Here is a 13,060-nt window from a genome sequence, read left to right as displayed (position 1 = left end):
GACTGATGCTTCCCACAGTAGCTCCCCACCCACAACGTCCCCCGCAGCAGCGGGAGTTCACGGTCATCGGGTGCAGCCACCAGGTCTGGGGTGATGCGTCCATCACCCTACAAACACGCAAATGAGAAGAAACGTGCATGCATGCAAATATTCACCCTCAAGAGTGAACGGTCGGATGTCTCCGGGTGCAGGCGGACACCCCGTCGCTGGGCTGAACAGCCCGCGCGACCAGCACCGGAGCGGCAGCCGACCGCCCCAAGGACCGGACATGGCAAGGTGCGGTGTGATCAACGGCGCACACGGCTCCCGCGGGCCACACCGGAATGGGCCATCGGCAGGGTCGCATCGCCGACAACGCAGTTCCAGCCCCCGGTCCTTGCGGCAGACGTGACCGGGGTACCCCCAAGGGCCCGGCGCGGGGGTACGAGGAAGGGGAGCCCTGTACCCCCGCACCCGTCATCCACGAACAGGGATCGGCCACGTCGATCACCCCCGCTGACAGCCGGTATCCACTATCAGGGTGAGAGCCCCGGGGTCCGCTAGGCTCGGTGTGTGACAGCAGAACAGTACTCGGCGGAGCGGTACGACATCGTTGCTGTTGCGTCCTCGGCCGGGGGTATTCATGGTCTTGGCGTGCTTCTGGGCGCTCTCGGAGCCGATTTTCCCGTACCCGTGCTGATCGTCCAGCACCTCGATCCGCGGCACAGGACCGTCATCGCCGAGGTGCTGGCCCGCCGGATGTCCCTGCCCGTCAAGCTGGCGGAGGACGGGGAGCACGCGGAGCCGGGGGTCGTCTATGTGGCCCCGCCCGACCGCCACCTCCTCGTCGGGCCGGAAGGCACCCTGTCGTTGTCCCAGAGTGAACTCGTCCACTTCCTGCGTCCCTCCGCCGACCTCCTTTTCGAATCGGTGGCCGGTGCCTATGGGCCGCGAGCCATCGCCTGTGTGCTGACCGGCACCGGCAGTGACGGCGCGATGGGGGTGGACGCGGTGAAGTCGCGGGGCGGCACGGTGATCGCCCAGGATCCCGCTACCGCGGAATTCAAGGGGATGCCCCAGTCGGCGGTGGGGACGGGGGCCGTTGACTTCGTGCTGCCCCTTGAGGAGATCGCCGCGGTCATCCGTGGACTTGTCGAGACCAAGAGGCAGTGATGAGCGAGTCAGCCGCGACCGAGACAGATCAAGGCCTGGAGGACCTGCTCCGCTTCATTCGCGACGCCCGCGGTTTCGACTTCACCGGTTACAAGCGCTCCACGCTCGGCCGTCGGATCCGCAAGCGGATGGGGGATGCCGGTGTCCACGACTACGCGGACTACCAGGACCTCTTGGAGACGGACGCCGACGAGTTCCGCACCCTGTTCAACACCATTCTGATCAACGTCACTTCGATCTTCCGGGACGCGGAGGCATGGGCCCTGCTCCAGCGCGAGGTCGTGCCGGAGGTGATCACCAACGTTGCCCCCGAGGACGAGATCCGGGTGTGGAGTGCCGGTTGTTCCAGCGGTGAGGAGGCGTACTCGCTTGCGATCATGTTCGCGGAGGCACTCGGTCTCGACGAAAGCCTGAATCGCGTCAAGATCTACGCCACGGACGTCGACGAGGAGGCGCTGCGCCAGGCTCGCGCGGGGCTGTACCCGGCCAAGTCCCTGGAATCGCTCTCCACGGAGCTGCGCGACAAGTACTTCGAACCGAGCGGTACCCAGTACCTCTTCCGTCCCGATCTGCGGCGACGGGTGATCTTCGGTCGGCACGACATCACCCGCGACGCCCCGATCTCCCGGCTCGACCTGCTCGTGTGCCGCAACACGCTCATGTACTTCAACGTGGAGGCGCAGAGCCAGATCATCGACCGCTTCCACTTCGCCCTGCGCGAGAGCGGCTTCCTCTTCCTCGGCAAGGCCGAGATGCTGCTGAACGACGGCGACCGGTTCGAGGCGATCAGCATCCGCCAGCGGATCTTCCGGCGGCGCCCCGGCGAGAGCACTCCGCCGTACACCGCGGCGCCGGTGAAGATCAGAGCCGGCATGGGCATGGAGATGCAGACGGCGACCCGCGTCCGGCAACTGCGTGACCTGATCCTCGACGCGACTCCCGGTGCCGCCGTGGCCCTGGACGCGGAGGGAATCGTCGTGATGATCAACAGCCAGGCGCGCTCCCACTTCGGCCTCACGGCCAATGACGTGGGCCGTCCCTTCCAGGACCTGGAACTCTCCTACCGGCCCACCGAGCTCCGTTCCTTGATCGACCAGGCCACGCACGAGCGCCGGACGTTGCGGGTCCACAGCGCCGAACGGCGCATGGGTGACGAGGTCCAGTACTTCGACATCCTCATCCAGCCGATCCCCAACGGCCCCGGCCTGCCGGTCGCCATCAACGTCACGTTCACCGATGTCACGCTGGCCACCCAGCTGAAGGCCGAGGTCAAGCGGGTCCGCGAGGAGCTTGAGACGGCGTACGAGGAACTCCAGTCGACCAATGAGGAGTTGGAGACCACCAACGAGGAACTCCAGTCGAGCATCGAGGAGTTGGAGACCACCAACGAGGAACTCCAGTCGACCAATGAGGAGTTGGAGACCACCAACGAAGAACTCCAGTCGGGCAATGAAGAGCTTGAGACCATGAACGACGAGATGCGGCTGCGTACCGATGATCTCGACGAGGCGAGGGCGTTCCTGGAGGGCGTGGTCGGCAGCATCGCGGCAGGCGTGGTGGTGCTGTCCGCGGACATGAAGGTGAAGAGCTGGAACCGGGGGGCGGTCGACCTTTGGGGGCTGCGCGCGGACGAAGTGCACGACGTGCACTTCTTCGCGCTGGACTTCGGCTTGCCCACCACTGAACTGCGTGACGTCATCCAGCGGTGCATCGCATCGGGCAAACGCGCGGGGCCGGTGAACGTTCCCGCCGTCAATCGCATTGGCAGAAGCATCAACTGCGCCGTGGTCTGCTCTCCGTTCGACGGCCACAACGGAGGCGTCGTACTCCTGATGGAAGACATCGGGAATGAGGCCGGCGGCTGACGCCGGAAGCCGTACGCTGAGAACATGACCGCACAGGGCGGGAGTTCACACCCGGCAGACGGGCAGATCGGCATCGCGCTGCGGCGGGCCGCTCTCGCTGCCGAACGTGCGGCGCGCCAGAGGGCGTCCGCCGAGCGGCACGAGCGGCTGGCGGAGGAGACGGGACGCGAGTTCCATGTGACCATGGCGGCGATGCACCGCAGGGTCGCCGAGCGTCATCTCATCGCGGCGCAGCTCCAGAAGAGGTACGCCCATGGATTGGCGGACCGGTCGGAGGGGGGCGGCGCCCGGCATCTGTTCATGGCAGCCGTTGCGGAGACCTGTGGCACTTCCAGCGCCGCTCTCACTCTGGTCGGGGCCGACATGGCCCAGCTCGCGTTGGCCGCGTCCGACCAACTCGCGCGAAACGCACAGGACTTGGAGTTCGTGCTCAGCATGGGGCCGGCCCGGGACGCCGCCCAGAGCCGTCGGACGGTGTGCGCTTCGGGACCCGCGATGGAGGAGCGCTGGCCCGGCTACGGCGCGCGTCTCGCCGAGCTGGGACTTGCCTCGGTGGTCGCACTGCCGCTGAAGTCGCAGGCCGGTTGCGTCGGGGCGCTCACGGTCTTCGATCCCCGGCCCGGCCTCGCCGAGTCCGGAGTCTTCGGCAAGGTGGCCGATGCCCTGGCCGAGAGCATGCTCCTCGGCCCGGATGCCGACCCCGGCCTGTACGGCGAAACGGACCACCGGGCGGTGGTGCACCAAGCTGCCGGAGTGCTCTCCGAGCAGATCCACTGCTCGCTCGGCAATGCGCTGTCGCTCATCAAGGCGCGGGCCTTCAGCTGGGGAGAGCCCCCGGAGTCGGTGGCGCGCCGCATCGTGTCCGGAGATCTGAAGCTCCACTACTGAGGGGAAGCTCGATGCCCACGCCGGACCAGCGACTGGCCGACACTTTCGTGATGCTCGCCCAGTCCCGGGGCGATGCCTTCGACTCCGCGGACTTCCTGACCACGCTGGCGCACCGCAGCGTTGAATTGATGGGCGCCGGCGCCGCGGGGGCAGTGCTCGTCGCCACCGACGCGCACAAAGGCGTCCGGGCGGGAGCCTCGGATCCGGGTGTGGAACGGCTGGAACTGGATGCGGCCGACTGGCGGGAGGGACCCGGCCACGACTGTCACCGTGCGGGCGAGCCCCTGCCCGACACCGCTCTCGAAGAGACACGGGCCCGGCTGCGCTGGCCGCAGTACTCCGTACGAGCACGGGCGCTGGGGTTCGCGGGGGTCGCGGCGCTGCCCCTGCGATGGCACGACGAGTTGGTGGGTGCACTCGTCCTGCTGCGCATCACATCGATCCCGCTTTCTGCGGATGCCCTCGCCCTGGGGCAGTCGCTGGCCGACGCAGCCACAGTCGCTCTGGTGAGGGAACGGGAGCTGGCCAGGAGCCGCACCCTGAGCGCTCAGCTGGAACACGCTCTGACCAGCCGGATCGTCATCGAACAGGCCAAGGGCATCCTCGCCACGCGCATGGGTCTCCCCATGGACACGGTCTTCGACCTGCTGCGCCGCTACACACGGTCCCGTCACCTGAGGATCGCGGAGGTGGCCCGCGATGTCGTCGAGGGGCGCCCGATTCCGGACTGGCCGGATCCTTGGAGGCCGCAGGCGACGAGCCCTGATCCCGCGGCGCCGGGGCCTGTCGGGGCGGGCCTCACCCTGCCGGAACGGCCGACGGGAGCGGCGCACGACGGTTGACGCACGAGCCGGTAATGCCCCCGGGTCAGCAGGGGCGCTGCCGCGCAACGTCGTTGGCGAGGGCTTGGCGCAGCGCCATGAGGGAGGGCAGGTCGGCCTCGGTGACGAAGCGGTCGAGCAGGATGCTGACGCGCCATTGCCGGCCGTCGTGTACCGCGGTCACGATGTCTGCGATGGCCCTGCGCTGGTCTTCTGATGGCGAGTCGGTCATGCCAGTCCCTGGAGTTGGAGGACCGTGGGGTCCGTGTCTCCACTCTCTCCGCTCCGAGGGAACATGGCTCTGGCATATCCCGCATCTGGCCGGGTTTCACTCTTGGCTCGCCGTCCGGCGCGGACACCTTCGGCCCTGCCACCCGCTTGAGCGGCGCGGCGGGTGTCAGGGAGCCGGCTGCTCCGAGGGGGCGGTGGCAATGAGGAGTTGTGTGGCCTGGGTGGTGTTGTCGGCGTGGACCGCACGGGCCATGGCGTTGCGCGCGGCCTCGACGCTCGTGTGCGGAGGGACCACGAGCAGCGCGAAGTGGTCGTTGTGACCGCGGGTGATGAGGACGGTGTCGTCACCGACCGGGAAGGAGTCGAGGTGTACGACCCGATCGTCGATCACCAGGCGCGTCGGGATTTCGTTCCAGGCGGTGGCGTCCAGGCCCACGCGGGTGATGGGGCCGAGGTGCTCGGTCAGCGCGCTGACCAGCGCCGGCAGCTCCGCCGCGATGTCACGGGACCGAGGCCACCACGCGCCGTCCAGGAGTCCTTCACGGGACTGCGTCGTCTCCAGCCGGAGGAGGGCCGTTCCGGGTTTCACCGCATGGTGAATGGCGTCCGGAAGCAGCTTCGCAGGAGTGGAGGTGTCGGATTCAGCCATGATCGGTTCGCCTGCCCGCGAGGTGCGGCGACACATCGTCCTTCGCCCGTACTGACGTCGGCACCGCGATGGTCGCCGGTGAAATGCCGCCCTTGATTCACGGTACTCCCGGTGCCTGCCGTGCGGCTCGGCACCGCCCGTCCGGACTGCCCGCCATCTCCCGGAAAATGCCTGGTCGCACGGCCGCTTCGGGAGCCTTGGACCGGAGTAGAGTGAAGGAACCGGGAGCATTTCGTACGCCCGCTCCCACGCGGATGTCGTTTCCGGCGATCATAAGCACCGGGCTGTCGCAGACGGGCCCGGGGGCAGGTCCGCGCCATGACCATCACCGTCGACAGCACAGCAGTCCGCGTCCTTGCCCCACCGCTTCCGGCACGGCTGTCCCTCACGCCCAAGACCACGCTCGCCGGCCAGCTCGACGGCGCCTGGTGGCCCCGCTCCCGCAACCTCGACGCCGAACTTCCGGCACTCCTCGATGCCCTGGACGAGACCTGGGAGCGCATCACCCGCGTCACGGTGAACCCCACTCACTGGCCCGTGATCCCGCACAGGGTGCCCGTCGCCGGGCACACCGTGCACGTGGGCTGGTTCACCGAGCAGGACCCCGACAAAATGATCCTGCTCTCCCGCAGGGTCGGCCGCTGGGACCTTCTCGTGATCCCGCCGGAGACCGAGCCGGCCGCCGCGGCCCGGCTGATGTCCGCCGCCGCGATCCCGGGAAGCGTTCTCACCGCCGCCGCATTGCTGACCGCCGAAGCCGTGACCGGCAGTGCCGTCGAAGCCCGGGGCAGGGAAGACGCCTGGGAGACCGAAGGCGGGGCGTGCATGTCCCCCTTCGGGTACCCGATGGGATGCCGGTTCGGCCCTCCCCCCACGGACACGTGGAGGTGAGGAACATGGAGACCGTCATCCTCATCGCGGCGATCATCGTCATGACCGGCCTGGGAGTGCGCCTCGTCCAACTGCTCAATGCCCAGCACCATGCGCGGATCGCGTCCTACCACTTCGGCGACGCGCTGCCGGGTGTCGGCCGACGAAGCAGGAAGCACCACAGGCACACACCGGCAGCTCCCGGTCGACCGACCGACACCACCGGTCGCGCCGGCCGCGGCGGCACAGGCCGATGACCCGGACCGCCATCTGACCGGGGCAGCGAGTGGGACGCCTCAGGCGTCCCGCCCGCCGGCCTTCCGCCTCGGCGCCCACCCAACCACTCCACGCACGAGAGGACGCGGTCATGGCGACACTGCGCGAGCGGAAGACCTACCGTGAGCAGGTTCTACGAGCCCTGTACGAAGCCACCGAGGGCAATCGCCTTCTCGGCGTGACCGGCGCAATGATCTGCAGCACCCTTCAGGTCCCGGAGCAGGATCTGGCCGCTGCCTGCACCTATCTGGCGGGTGAGGGCCTGATCACCGTCGACTGGGACCCGGGCAACATACCCGCGATGGTCATGCTGACCCACCAGGGAATCCGGCTCATGGAGGCCGAGGAAGAGGAGCGCGGCTGAGCCGAGGCGTCGCCAGGGTGTCTTCGACGTTCAAGTGCCGTAGCGCTGGTACGTGGCTTGGGCTGTTCGCGGCGCAGGGGCGGGACTAGGCTGTCGGCACGGCCCCAGTCCCCGGCAGCGTGAGGATCCGCTCCGAGGAGGCGCACGGTGTCCAGAGGTGCCAGAACTTCTCCCATCCCCGCGGACGCGCTCCGCTCGCCCCCTGAGACGGTGGGCACACATGTGCCTGTACGGAGCGGCCGCTCCTCGCCGTCGCTGCCTGTATCCGTTCCGGACGGACAACCCGCGCCCACCGGTGTCGACGCGGACCAAGTGGTCGTCGTGGTCAGCGGAAGCCTTGGCCTCGCCACTGTTCCAGGACTGCGCGAGCGCCTGCTGCGGGTGTCCCACGGCCCTGGAATCCGGTTGGTCCTCGACCTGTCGGGCGTCACCTCCTGCGACACCCTGGGCCTCGGGTTGATCGTCGCCACCGCCCGCCGGGCCCGCTCATTCGGCGGCAGCCTGCGCCTTGTCGCCCCGAGCCCCGCCGTTGCCAAGGCGCTCGGCACCAGCGGGTTGATCCGGCTCTTCCAGGTCTTTCCCACTCTCGACACGCCGGCCAGGACTTCGGCCACCGAGGCGACGAGGCCGGATCTCCGCGAAGCGGCCTAGACACTCCGCCAACCCGTGGAGGCCGTCAACTGCCCTTCGCTCGCATCCTCTTCGTGGCTGGCCATGGCCGGCCCCGGCTTCCTCCACCCCGTCCTTGGGAGGGATTGCCCCCCCATTCCCAGCAATGGCCTTGTCGCCGTACGTGCGTTGGCGTCATGGTGCGCCTCCTGGTCTCCGAACGCCCCGACCAGGGGTGCAGAGGCCGTCGGTCGGCCCGAGTGTTCATCAATGCCTCGGGTACCCGGCCGGCACGGGAGACCTCCGTACATTCGATGTGCGCTCCTGCGGCAGATCCAGGGCTCGGCCAACACCGGCGGCGGACCCCTCTTCCACATCCTCGGCGGCAACCTCGGCACCAGATCGAGCACCACGCCTTCCCCGACGTGCCCAGCAACCGCTATGCAGAGATCGCCCCGCGCGTGCGCGAACTCCCGCGCGTGCGCGAACTCTGTGGCAAGTACGGCGTCCCGCAGAGCGTCGGCCCCCTGTGGCGGCAGTACGCCTCCACCTGGACCCGCATTCTGCGCTTCGCCGTACCGGGCCGCTGAACCACAGAGGTCGCGATTGCTCAGATGGCCAGCAGCCGCTCTGCGGTCTCGCGGTACTGCCGCAGGGCGATGCGCAGGTCCTCGGTCTCTGCTTGGGTGTCCTGGCTCTGCCAGTTCGCGCGGAGGGTGCGTTGCCGTTCCGCGAGGGCGTTCGTCAGGAGGGTGACCATCTCGGCGACGGTGCCGTCGGCCTCCTCCACGGCGTGCCGCGGGCTGTCGACGAAGTTGTTGACGGCCTGCTGGAGGCGGACGGCCAGCTTGTCCCGTTCGCCCGCCGGCAGCAGCCGCTGCTCCGAGCCCGCGGCGCCGGTGAACGGTTCGCCCGGCGCCTGGGACGGCTGTGGTCCAGTTGTCCGCGGGGCGTGCTGCTTGGTGGGATCCGGGCCTTCGGTCGCGGGTTGCCTCGCGCGTTCGGAGTCGTACAGCATCACGTGCCACTTCCCTTTGCTTGGTGTCGGCCGTGCGTGGTGGGCTCTTGGCTGTGGTCGCCGGGGGACTGCGTGCGGTGCCGGCCCGAGTCGGCTACCTGTTCGGTGGTTAGTGCGGCGAAGAGGCCGCGGGCCTCGACCATGGCCTCGCGCATCTCTTCGGTGCTGCTCCGGCCGCGGACCGCTGTGTGCATGTCGCGATAGCCGTGGACCTGGTCGGCGTGGTGGACGGAGAGCGCGGTCAGTTGCTCGTCGAACTGCTCCCGGCCCGGGAATCCCCGGTCCTCGGCCAGTCGGGCCAGGAGCGCGTCGGCCTCGGCGACCGCCTGGTGCGGCGACTCGACGAACTGCTCCTGGATCTTGGCCCATTGGGCGACGTACCGCTCGCGGGCCTCGGGCGGAAGTCGCTGCTCCTTGAGGGATCCGTACAACCGTACGCGTTCGCTCAGTTCTTGCTCGGCGGCCTTGGCATTGCCGTGGTGGTGGGCCAGGGTTCGGCCGTACTCGGGGCCGAAGCGGCGCTTCAGCCCGCGCTCGCCACCGCGTCGGCCGAACCCGATGAAGAGGACCGCGGCCCCGATCACGACAACCACGGCGATCATCACGATGGCGAACATCGACGTGACGTGCATGGTGAAGCCGACCCCGAGCAGCAGCAGGACGAGCAGGAGAAGGAGAATGAGGACGATCATGGCGGGGCCTCCGGCAGTCACAGGGCCGCAAGTCCTGTTCTCCGCGGGGTCCGGGCGAAACAGAACGGGGGGCGCGTCGTCCGGGGGATCCGGAACGGCATAGCCCGACGCCGTACGGGCCAGTCAACTCCGGGCGCCCTGCCCTGTCAACGCGACAGCGATACGGGCCGGTTCGCGATCCGGAACCAGGACGGCGGGAGCACGCACGGGCTCGGCGGCCGCCTCCTGCGGTGTCGCCGGCGGCAGCAGGTGATCCTCCCACCAGGACAGGCCCATGAGCATGGCGAGCAGGACGAAGGGAGCCAGAACGGGGAACAGTAGCGCGTACATGGGTACCGCCTGTTGTCTGGAATGGCGCTCGGGCCGGTGACAGCGGAGTCCTGCCGTACCGCCCGGATGAGGCGCATCGAGGCCGCGTCGGGAACATGGTGCGAGGGTGCCGGCGCCGATGCGCGCGGTGCGCTCCGGTAAGGGGGGCGCGGTAACTGCTCGACGCTGCCGGGGTCCTGGGCCGCTCCGCGCACGCTAGCGCCGCCCGCATTGTCTGAACAGACGTCAAGCCGCCAACGCTGGGTATTCGCAACCTCCGTACAGGACTAGGCTGTTGAGCCAGGCCCCAGTCCCCGGTTGCGATGATCCGTTCCGCGTCCGGAGGCCCGCCGTGACCGTGCTGCTCGTTCTTCTGGTCATGGCCCTCTTCGGTCTCGGATTCCTGAATGCCCTGTGGTGGGTGCTGCTCGGCGCCGCGGTGGTCTTCGGCCTCTTCCGTCACCGGCGAGGTGGATACGGCGGACAGGATCGCGGGGACGATGCCGGGTTCCGTAACTACCGTGACTACCGGGACCGCGAGGACCGGTGGGGGCGCCGGTACGACCGCCGGGGCCGGCGGCTCCGCCAGGACCGTCGCGACCGCGAGCACCACGGGTGACCGTGGACAGTCGCACGGCGATCGACCAGGCGCTGCCCGCGGACTGCGGGAACATCGGCCACGTCCGCGGCATCGTGCAGCACTGACCGCCCCCGCCCGGCGCGGTGGCTGCCGCCTGGCCGCTGTGGCCGGTGAGCCGTCCAACCGGCTCACCGGGGCGACCAGTTCGGCTGATCCTGTGCGCCCGTCCGAGGAGCACACGCAGACTGTCCCTCGGACTGTCTGACATCATCCAGCGCCATCAGGCGCGGCGGCAGCGTCGACTCAGGGAAGCGGGCAGGAGCGGATGAGCGAACCCGACAGCGCGACGCGGCACCACCCGGTCGTCGTCGCCCATCAATCCAGCCGTGCCGGTGACATCCAGCTGCGCATCGCTGATGCGATCACCAAGTTCGCAGGCTCGATGATGTTCGTGTATCTCCACGCGGTCGGCTTCGCGGTCTGGATGCTGTTCGTGGAGTCCAGCCCGTGGCCCACGCTGACCCTCGTCGTGTCCCTGGAAGCGATCTTCCTGTCGACGTTCGTCATGATCGGCCAGAATCGGCAGGCAGAGTTCCAGCAGGCCAAAGCCGATCACGACTTCGTCGAGCAGGAACTGGAGCTCAAGACCAACACCGAGCTGACCCGGGCCATCCACACGATGACCGCCGAACTCCACCGCCGGCTGATGGCGGAACCCGAGCAGCGGTAAGGCGGGGGGTCAGGCCGGTCGGTGCGGGGTGGACTCCGCTTCGTCGTCGGTCCATGTGGTGGTGTCCGCGATGTGCCATCCGCCCGGGCGGCCGCGGGCCGGTGGGTCCTGCGGGTTGTAGTGGCCGGCTTCCCGGGTGCAGGTGACCCTGACCCCGGAGGGGGAGTGGATCGTGGTGGCGTTGCACAGGTTCCCGGCTTCCCCGAGCGCCTCCAGGGCCCGGCGGCGCGCGGTGCTGTGGGCGCGGGCCGAGCGCGCCGCACGCTGGACGAAGGCCCGCAGTGCCTCCAGCTCGCCATCGGCGCCGAGCAGGTCCTCTTCCACGCGGATGATCCGGTACCGGCCGACTCCGTACAGTCCGCCCTCTCGTTCATTCTCCCGCAGGGCGAACATTGCGGCCTCGGCCACCGACGGCGCCTCCAGGTGCACGGTGATGGACGAGACACCAGGCAGGGAGGCGCTGATGCGTTCCGCCACGACCCGGTAGACCCGGTTCTCCTCGACCTTGACCGGCCCCCGCCCCTCCCGCTCCGCGGCCTCGGCCTCGGCCGCCACCCTCTCCAGACGCCGCAGCTCCAACTCCTGCACCCTGGAATCACGCTCCGGCGTGTAGAGGTCCATCGCTTCCTCGGCCATCACAGAGCTGATCCGGCGCCACTCCGTATGCTTCCACCGCGCCAGCCGCAGTGACTCCAGCCGCCCCGGCTCCAGCCCTCCCAGCTCCTGCGGGCCCCGCTCGGTCCCGCGCTCCCAGCCTTGCGCCGTCCTGGTCTCCGCCGCCACCTTCTCGCGGGTCATCCCGGTGGCCTTCCGCTGCACGTTCTTGCGGACGATCTCCTGTGCCGTATACCTCTGAACAGGCATCTGCGTTCCGTCCCGACTGCGAAGCTCAGCGCGGTCCAGCTCCTGGAGCTGCACCCGGGGGAGCTGAGATTCTCACCCCTCTCCATGCTGCACCTCCAAGGCCGGCGGGAAGGACCGCAGCGCCACCTGCCCGGCCGACGGCAGGGTGCCCGGCCAGTGGGGCCGGGCACCCGGAGCATGGTTTTGGCGGGGAGGCCGGTCGCCCTACATCATCGGTCGCGGACGCGGGTGCGCGTAGTAGGTGCCCACCTGCTGATGGTAGTCCGGGTTCCCGAGGTGCTTCTCCTTGTCGAACTCGGGGGCGCTCTTGATCTGGTCCTTGGTGCGGTCGACGTAGATCTTCTTTTCCTTCGGGTCGACGCGCACCACGACCCCGGCCGGCAGGAGGACCTCCTTGCCGAAGATCCATGTTCCGGTGTCGACGACGATGTACGAGGCGCCGACGTCCTCGGAGTGTTTGTCGACCTTGCCGATGCTGCCGTCACTCGCCTCGACCTTGAAGCCGGTCAGATCCATGCCGGACTGGTAGGCGGCCACGGGCCGGTATGCCCACACGTTCTCGTCCACGGAGGTACTCCTTCGCGAATGGTTCTGGGTGAGTGGGACGCTCGATCGGTGCTCAGTGCCGGAAGCTGTCCTTGGCCTTCTCTCCGGCCTGCTTCAGGTCGCCACCGGCCTGCTCACGGCGGCCCTTCCTCCTGAGCCGCCTGTTGCCGATGGCTCGGCCGGTGCCTTCCTTCAGCCGCCCGGTGAGCGACTGGGCGCTGTTCCTGAGTTTGTCGGCGAGGCCCATTGACGGTCCCTCTTCTCGTTCGGTGAGGCGCCGGGAGAAGCCTCCCGGCGCGGGCCGCCCGACCCGCAGATGAGGGGACGGGCAGGCGGGGGTCAGCGGTGGCTGCCGGCGGAGCGGCCCGAGCCCATACGGCCGCGCATGAAGAATCCGATGACCCACAGAACCAGCAGCACCGCGGCGACGTACCACAGGACGTGCATCGTGAAGCCGAACCCGAACAACGCCAGGACCAGCACGATCAGAACGATCCAGAGAAGCACGGCCGAACCTCCGGTTCGCAGGAGTGCACTCTGCGTTCCGCGGGGTCCCGGCGAAGCCAGTGGCGGGAGGCCGCGCCCGGAATTCCCGG

General features: G+C 68.8%; 20 protein-coding genes. 11 read left to right on the top strand and 9 right to left on the bottom strand.

What is annotated here, in order from left to right; translation table 11 throughout:
• The first annotated feature begins 552 nt into the window (after positions 1-552).
• From OHA17_RS09085 to OHA17_RS09070, 4 genes are read left to right on the top strand one after another with little or no spacing between them, the layout of a single operon-like run.
• On the top strand, positions 553-1,152 hold the full coding sequence (locus OHA17_RS09085) for a chemotaxis protein CheB (RefSeq protein WP_398877293.1): 600 nt from the start codon (positions 553-555) through the stop codon (positions 1,150-1,152).
• On the top strand, positions 1,152-3,017 hold the full coding sequence (locus OHA17_RS09080; RefSeq protein WP_406505660.1) for a CheR family methyltransferase: 1,866 nt from the start codon (positions 1,152-1,154) through the stop codon (positions 3,015-3,017). Before OHA17_RS09085 ends, OHA17_RS09080 begins: the two co-directional genes overlap by 1 nt.
• Before the next feature lie 24 nt (positions 3,018-3,041).
• Positions 3,042-3,905 (top strand): GAF domain-containing protein, encoded by an 864-nt coding sequence (locus tag OHA17_RS09075; RefSeq protein WP_406505659.1) that lies wholly within the window; start codon positions 3,042-3,044, stop codon positions 3,903-3,905.
• A gap of 11 nt (positions 3,906-3,916) precedes the next feature.
• Complete coding sequence (locus tag OHA17_RS09070) at positions 3,917-4,747, top strand: ANTAR domain-containing protein (protein ID WP_406505658.1); 831 nt, start codon at positions 3,917-3,919, stop codon at positions 4,745-4,747.
• Between the two features lie 25 nt (positions 4,748-4,772).
• On the opposite strand, the gene OHA17_RS09065 is transcribed toward OHA17_RS09070, so the two are convergent.
• Together OHA17_RS09065 and OHA17_RS09060 are read right to left on the bottom strand one after the other, a co-directional pair.
• Complete coding sequence (locus OHA17_RS09065) at positions 4,773-4,910, bottom strand: hypothetical protein (RefSeq protein WP_406505656.1); 138 nt, start codon at positions 4,908-4,910, stop codon at positions 4,773-4,775.
• Positions 4,911-5,123: 213 nt separating this feature from the next.
• Complete coding sequence (locus tag OHA17_RS09060; protein WP_406505654.1) at positions 5,124-5,606, bottom strand: DUF5994 family protein; 483 nt, start codon at positions 5,604-5,606, stop codon at positions 5,124-5,126.
• A 318-nt stretch (positions 5,607-5,924) separates the two neighbouring features.
• On the opposite strand from OHA17_RS09060, the gene OHA17_RS09055 reads away from it, so the two are divergent.
• The 5 genes from OHA17_RS09055 to OHA17_RS09035 all read left to right on the top strand — a co-directional run bounded on the left by OHA17_RS09055 (position 5,925) and on the right by OHA17_RS09035 (position 8,315).
• On the top strand, positions 5,925-6,497 hold the full coding sequence (locus tag OHA17_RS09055) for a DUF5994 family protein (protein ID WP_406505653.1): 573 nt from the start codon (positions 5,925-5,927) through the stop codon (positions 6,495-6,497).
• A gap of 5 nt (positions 6,498-6,502) precedes the next feature.
• Entirely contained in the window at positions 6,503-6,733 is a 231-nt protein-coding gene (locus OHA17_RS09050; RefSeq protein WP_406505651.1) for a hypothetical protein, read from the top strand.
• Positions 6,734-6,843: 110 nt separating this feature from the next.
• Positions 6,844-7,116: a hypothetical protein gene (locus OHA17_RS09045; RefSeq protein ID WP_398877286.1), complete on the top strand. Its 273-nt coding sequence runs from the start codon at positions 6,844-6,846 to the stop codon at positions 7,114-7,116.
• Positions 7,117-7,338: 222 nt separating this feature from the next.
• Positions 7,339-7,767 carry an STAS domain-containing protein gene (locus OHA17_RS09040; RefSeq protein WP_406505649.1) on the top strand — a complete coding sequence of 143 codons (429 nt, stop codon included), beginning with the start codon at positions 7,339-7,341 and terminating at the stop codon, positions 7,765-7,767.
• A 383-nt stretch (positions 7,768-8,150) separates the two neighbouring features.
• The gene (locus tag OHA17_RS09035; RefSeq protein ID WP_406505647.1) at positions 8,151-8,315 is read left to right on the top strand and encodes a hypothetical protein; all 165 of its coding nucleotides are present in this window, start codon (positions 8,151-8,153) and stop codon (positions 8,313-8,315) included.
• Between the two features lie 20 nt (positions 8,316-8,335).
• Here OHA17_RS09035 and OHA17_RS09030 read toward each other — a convergent pair whose 3' ends face one another.
• From OHA17_RS09030 to OHA17_RS09020, 3 genes are all read right to left on the bottom strand, one after another.
• Positions 8,336-8,743, bottom strand: a complete 408-nt coding sequence (locus OHA17_RS09030; protein ID WP_406510670.1) for a hypothetical protein — start codon at positions 8,741-8,743, stop codon at positions 8,336-8,338.
• Entirely contained in the window at positions 8,743-9,360 is a 618-nt protein-coding gene (locus OHA17_RS09025) for a hypothetical protein (RefSeq protein ID WP_406510669.1), read from the bottom strand. The genes OHA17_RS09030 and OHA17_RS09025 overlap by 1 nt, the downstream gene beginning before the upstream one ends.
• Before the next feature lie 198 nt (positions 9,361-9,558).
• On the bottom strand, positions 9,559-9,765 hold the full coding sequence (locus tag OHA17_RS09020; protein ID WP_406505645.1) for a hypothetical protein: 207 nt from the start codon (positions 9,763-9,765) through the stop codon (positions 9,559-9,561).
• A 331-nt stretch (positions 9,766-10,096) separates the two neighbouring features.
• Between OHA17_RS09020 and OHA17_RS09015 the strand changes: the two genes are divergently transcribed.
• Together OHA17_RS09015 and OHA17_RS09010 are read left to right on the top strand one after the other, a co-directional pair.
• Entirely contained in the window at positions 10,097-10,363 is a 267-nt protein-coding gene (locus OHA17_RS09015; protein ID WP_406505643.1) for a hypothetical protein, read from the top strand.
• A gap of 286 nt (positions 10,364-10,649) precedes the next feature.
• The gene (locus OHA17_RS09010) at positions 10,650-11,054 is read left to right on the top strand and encodes a DUF1003 domain-containing protein (RefSeq protein WP_406505641.1); all 405 of its coding nucleotides are present in this window, start codon (positions 10,650-10,652) and stop codon (positions 11,052-11,054) included.
• Positions 11,055-11,063: 9 nt separating this feature from the next.
• On the opposite strand, the gene OHA17_RS09005 is transcribed toward OHA17_RS09010, so the two are convergent.
• The 4 genes from OHA17_RS09005 to OHA17_RS08990 all read right to left on the bottom strand — a co-directional run bounded on the left by OHA17_RS09005 (position 11,064) and on the right by OHA17_RS08990 (position 12,971).
• A complete protein-coding gene (locus tag OHA17_RS09005; protein WP_406505639.1) occupies positions 11,064-11,918 on the bottom strand; it encodes a hypothetical protein in 855 nt (284 codons plus the stop codon).
• A 204-nt stretch (positions 11,919-12,122) separates the two neighbouring features.
• The gene (locus OHA17_RS09000; protein ID WP_406505637.1) at positions 12,123-12,485 is read right to left on the bottom strand and encodes a PRC-barrel domain-containing protein; all 363 of its coding nucleotides are present in this window, start codon (positions 12,483-12,485) and stop codon (positions 12,123-12,125) included.
• A 52-nt stretch (positions 12,486-12,537) separates the two neighbouring features.
• Entirely contained in the window at positions 12,538-12,711 is a 174-nt protein-coding gene (locus tag OHA17_RS08995) for a CsbD family protein (protein ID WP_406505635.1), read from the bottom strand.
• 92 nt (positions 12,712-12,803) lie between these two features.
• The gene (locus OHA17_RS08990) at positions 12,804-12,971 is read right to left on the bottom strand and encodes a hydrophobic protein (protein ID WP_398877274.1); all 168 of its coding nucleotides are present in this window, start codon (positions 12,969-12,971) and stop codon (positions 12,804-12,806) included.
• Positions 12,972-13,060: the final 89 nt, after the last annotated feature.

This window comes from Streptomyces sp. NBC_00212, assembly GCF_045206365.1.
In the GTDB taxonomy this organism is placed as follows: Bacteria; Actinomycetota; Actinomycetes; order Streptomycetales; family Streptomycetaceae; genus Streptomyces.
This window is presented reverse-complemented; position numbering and strand designations above follow the sequence as displayed.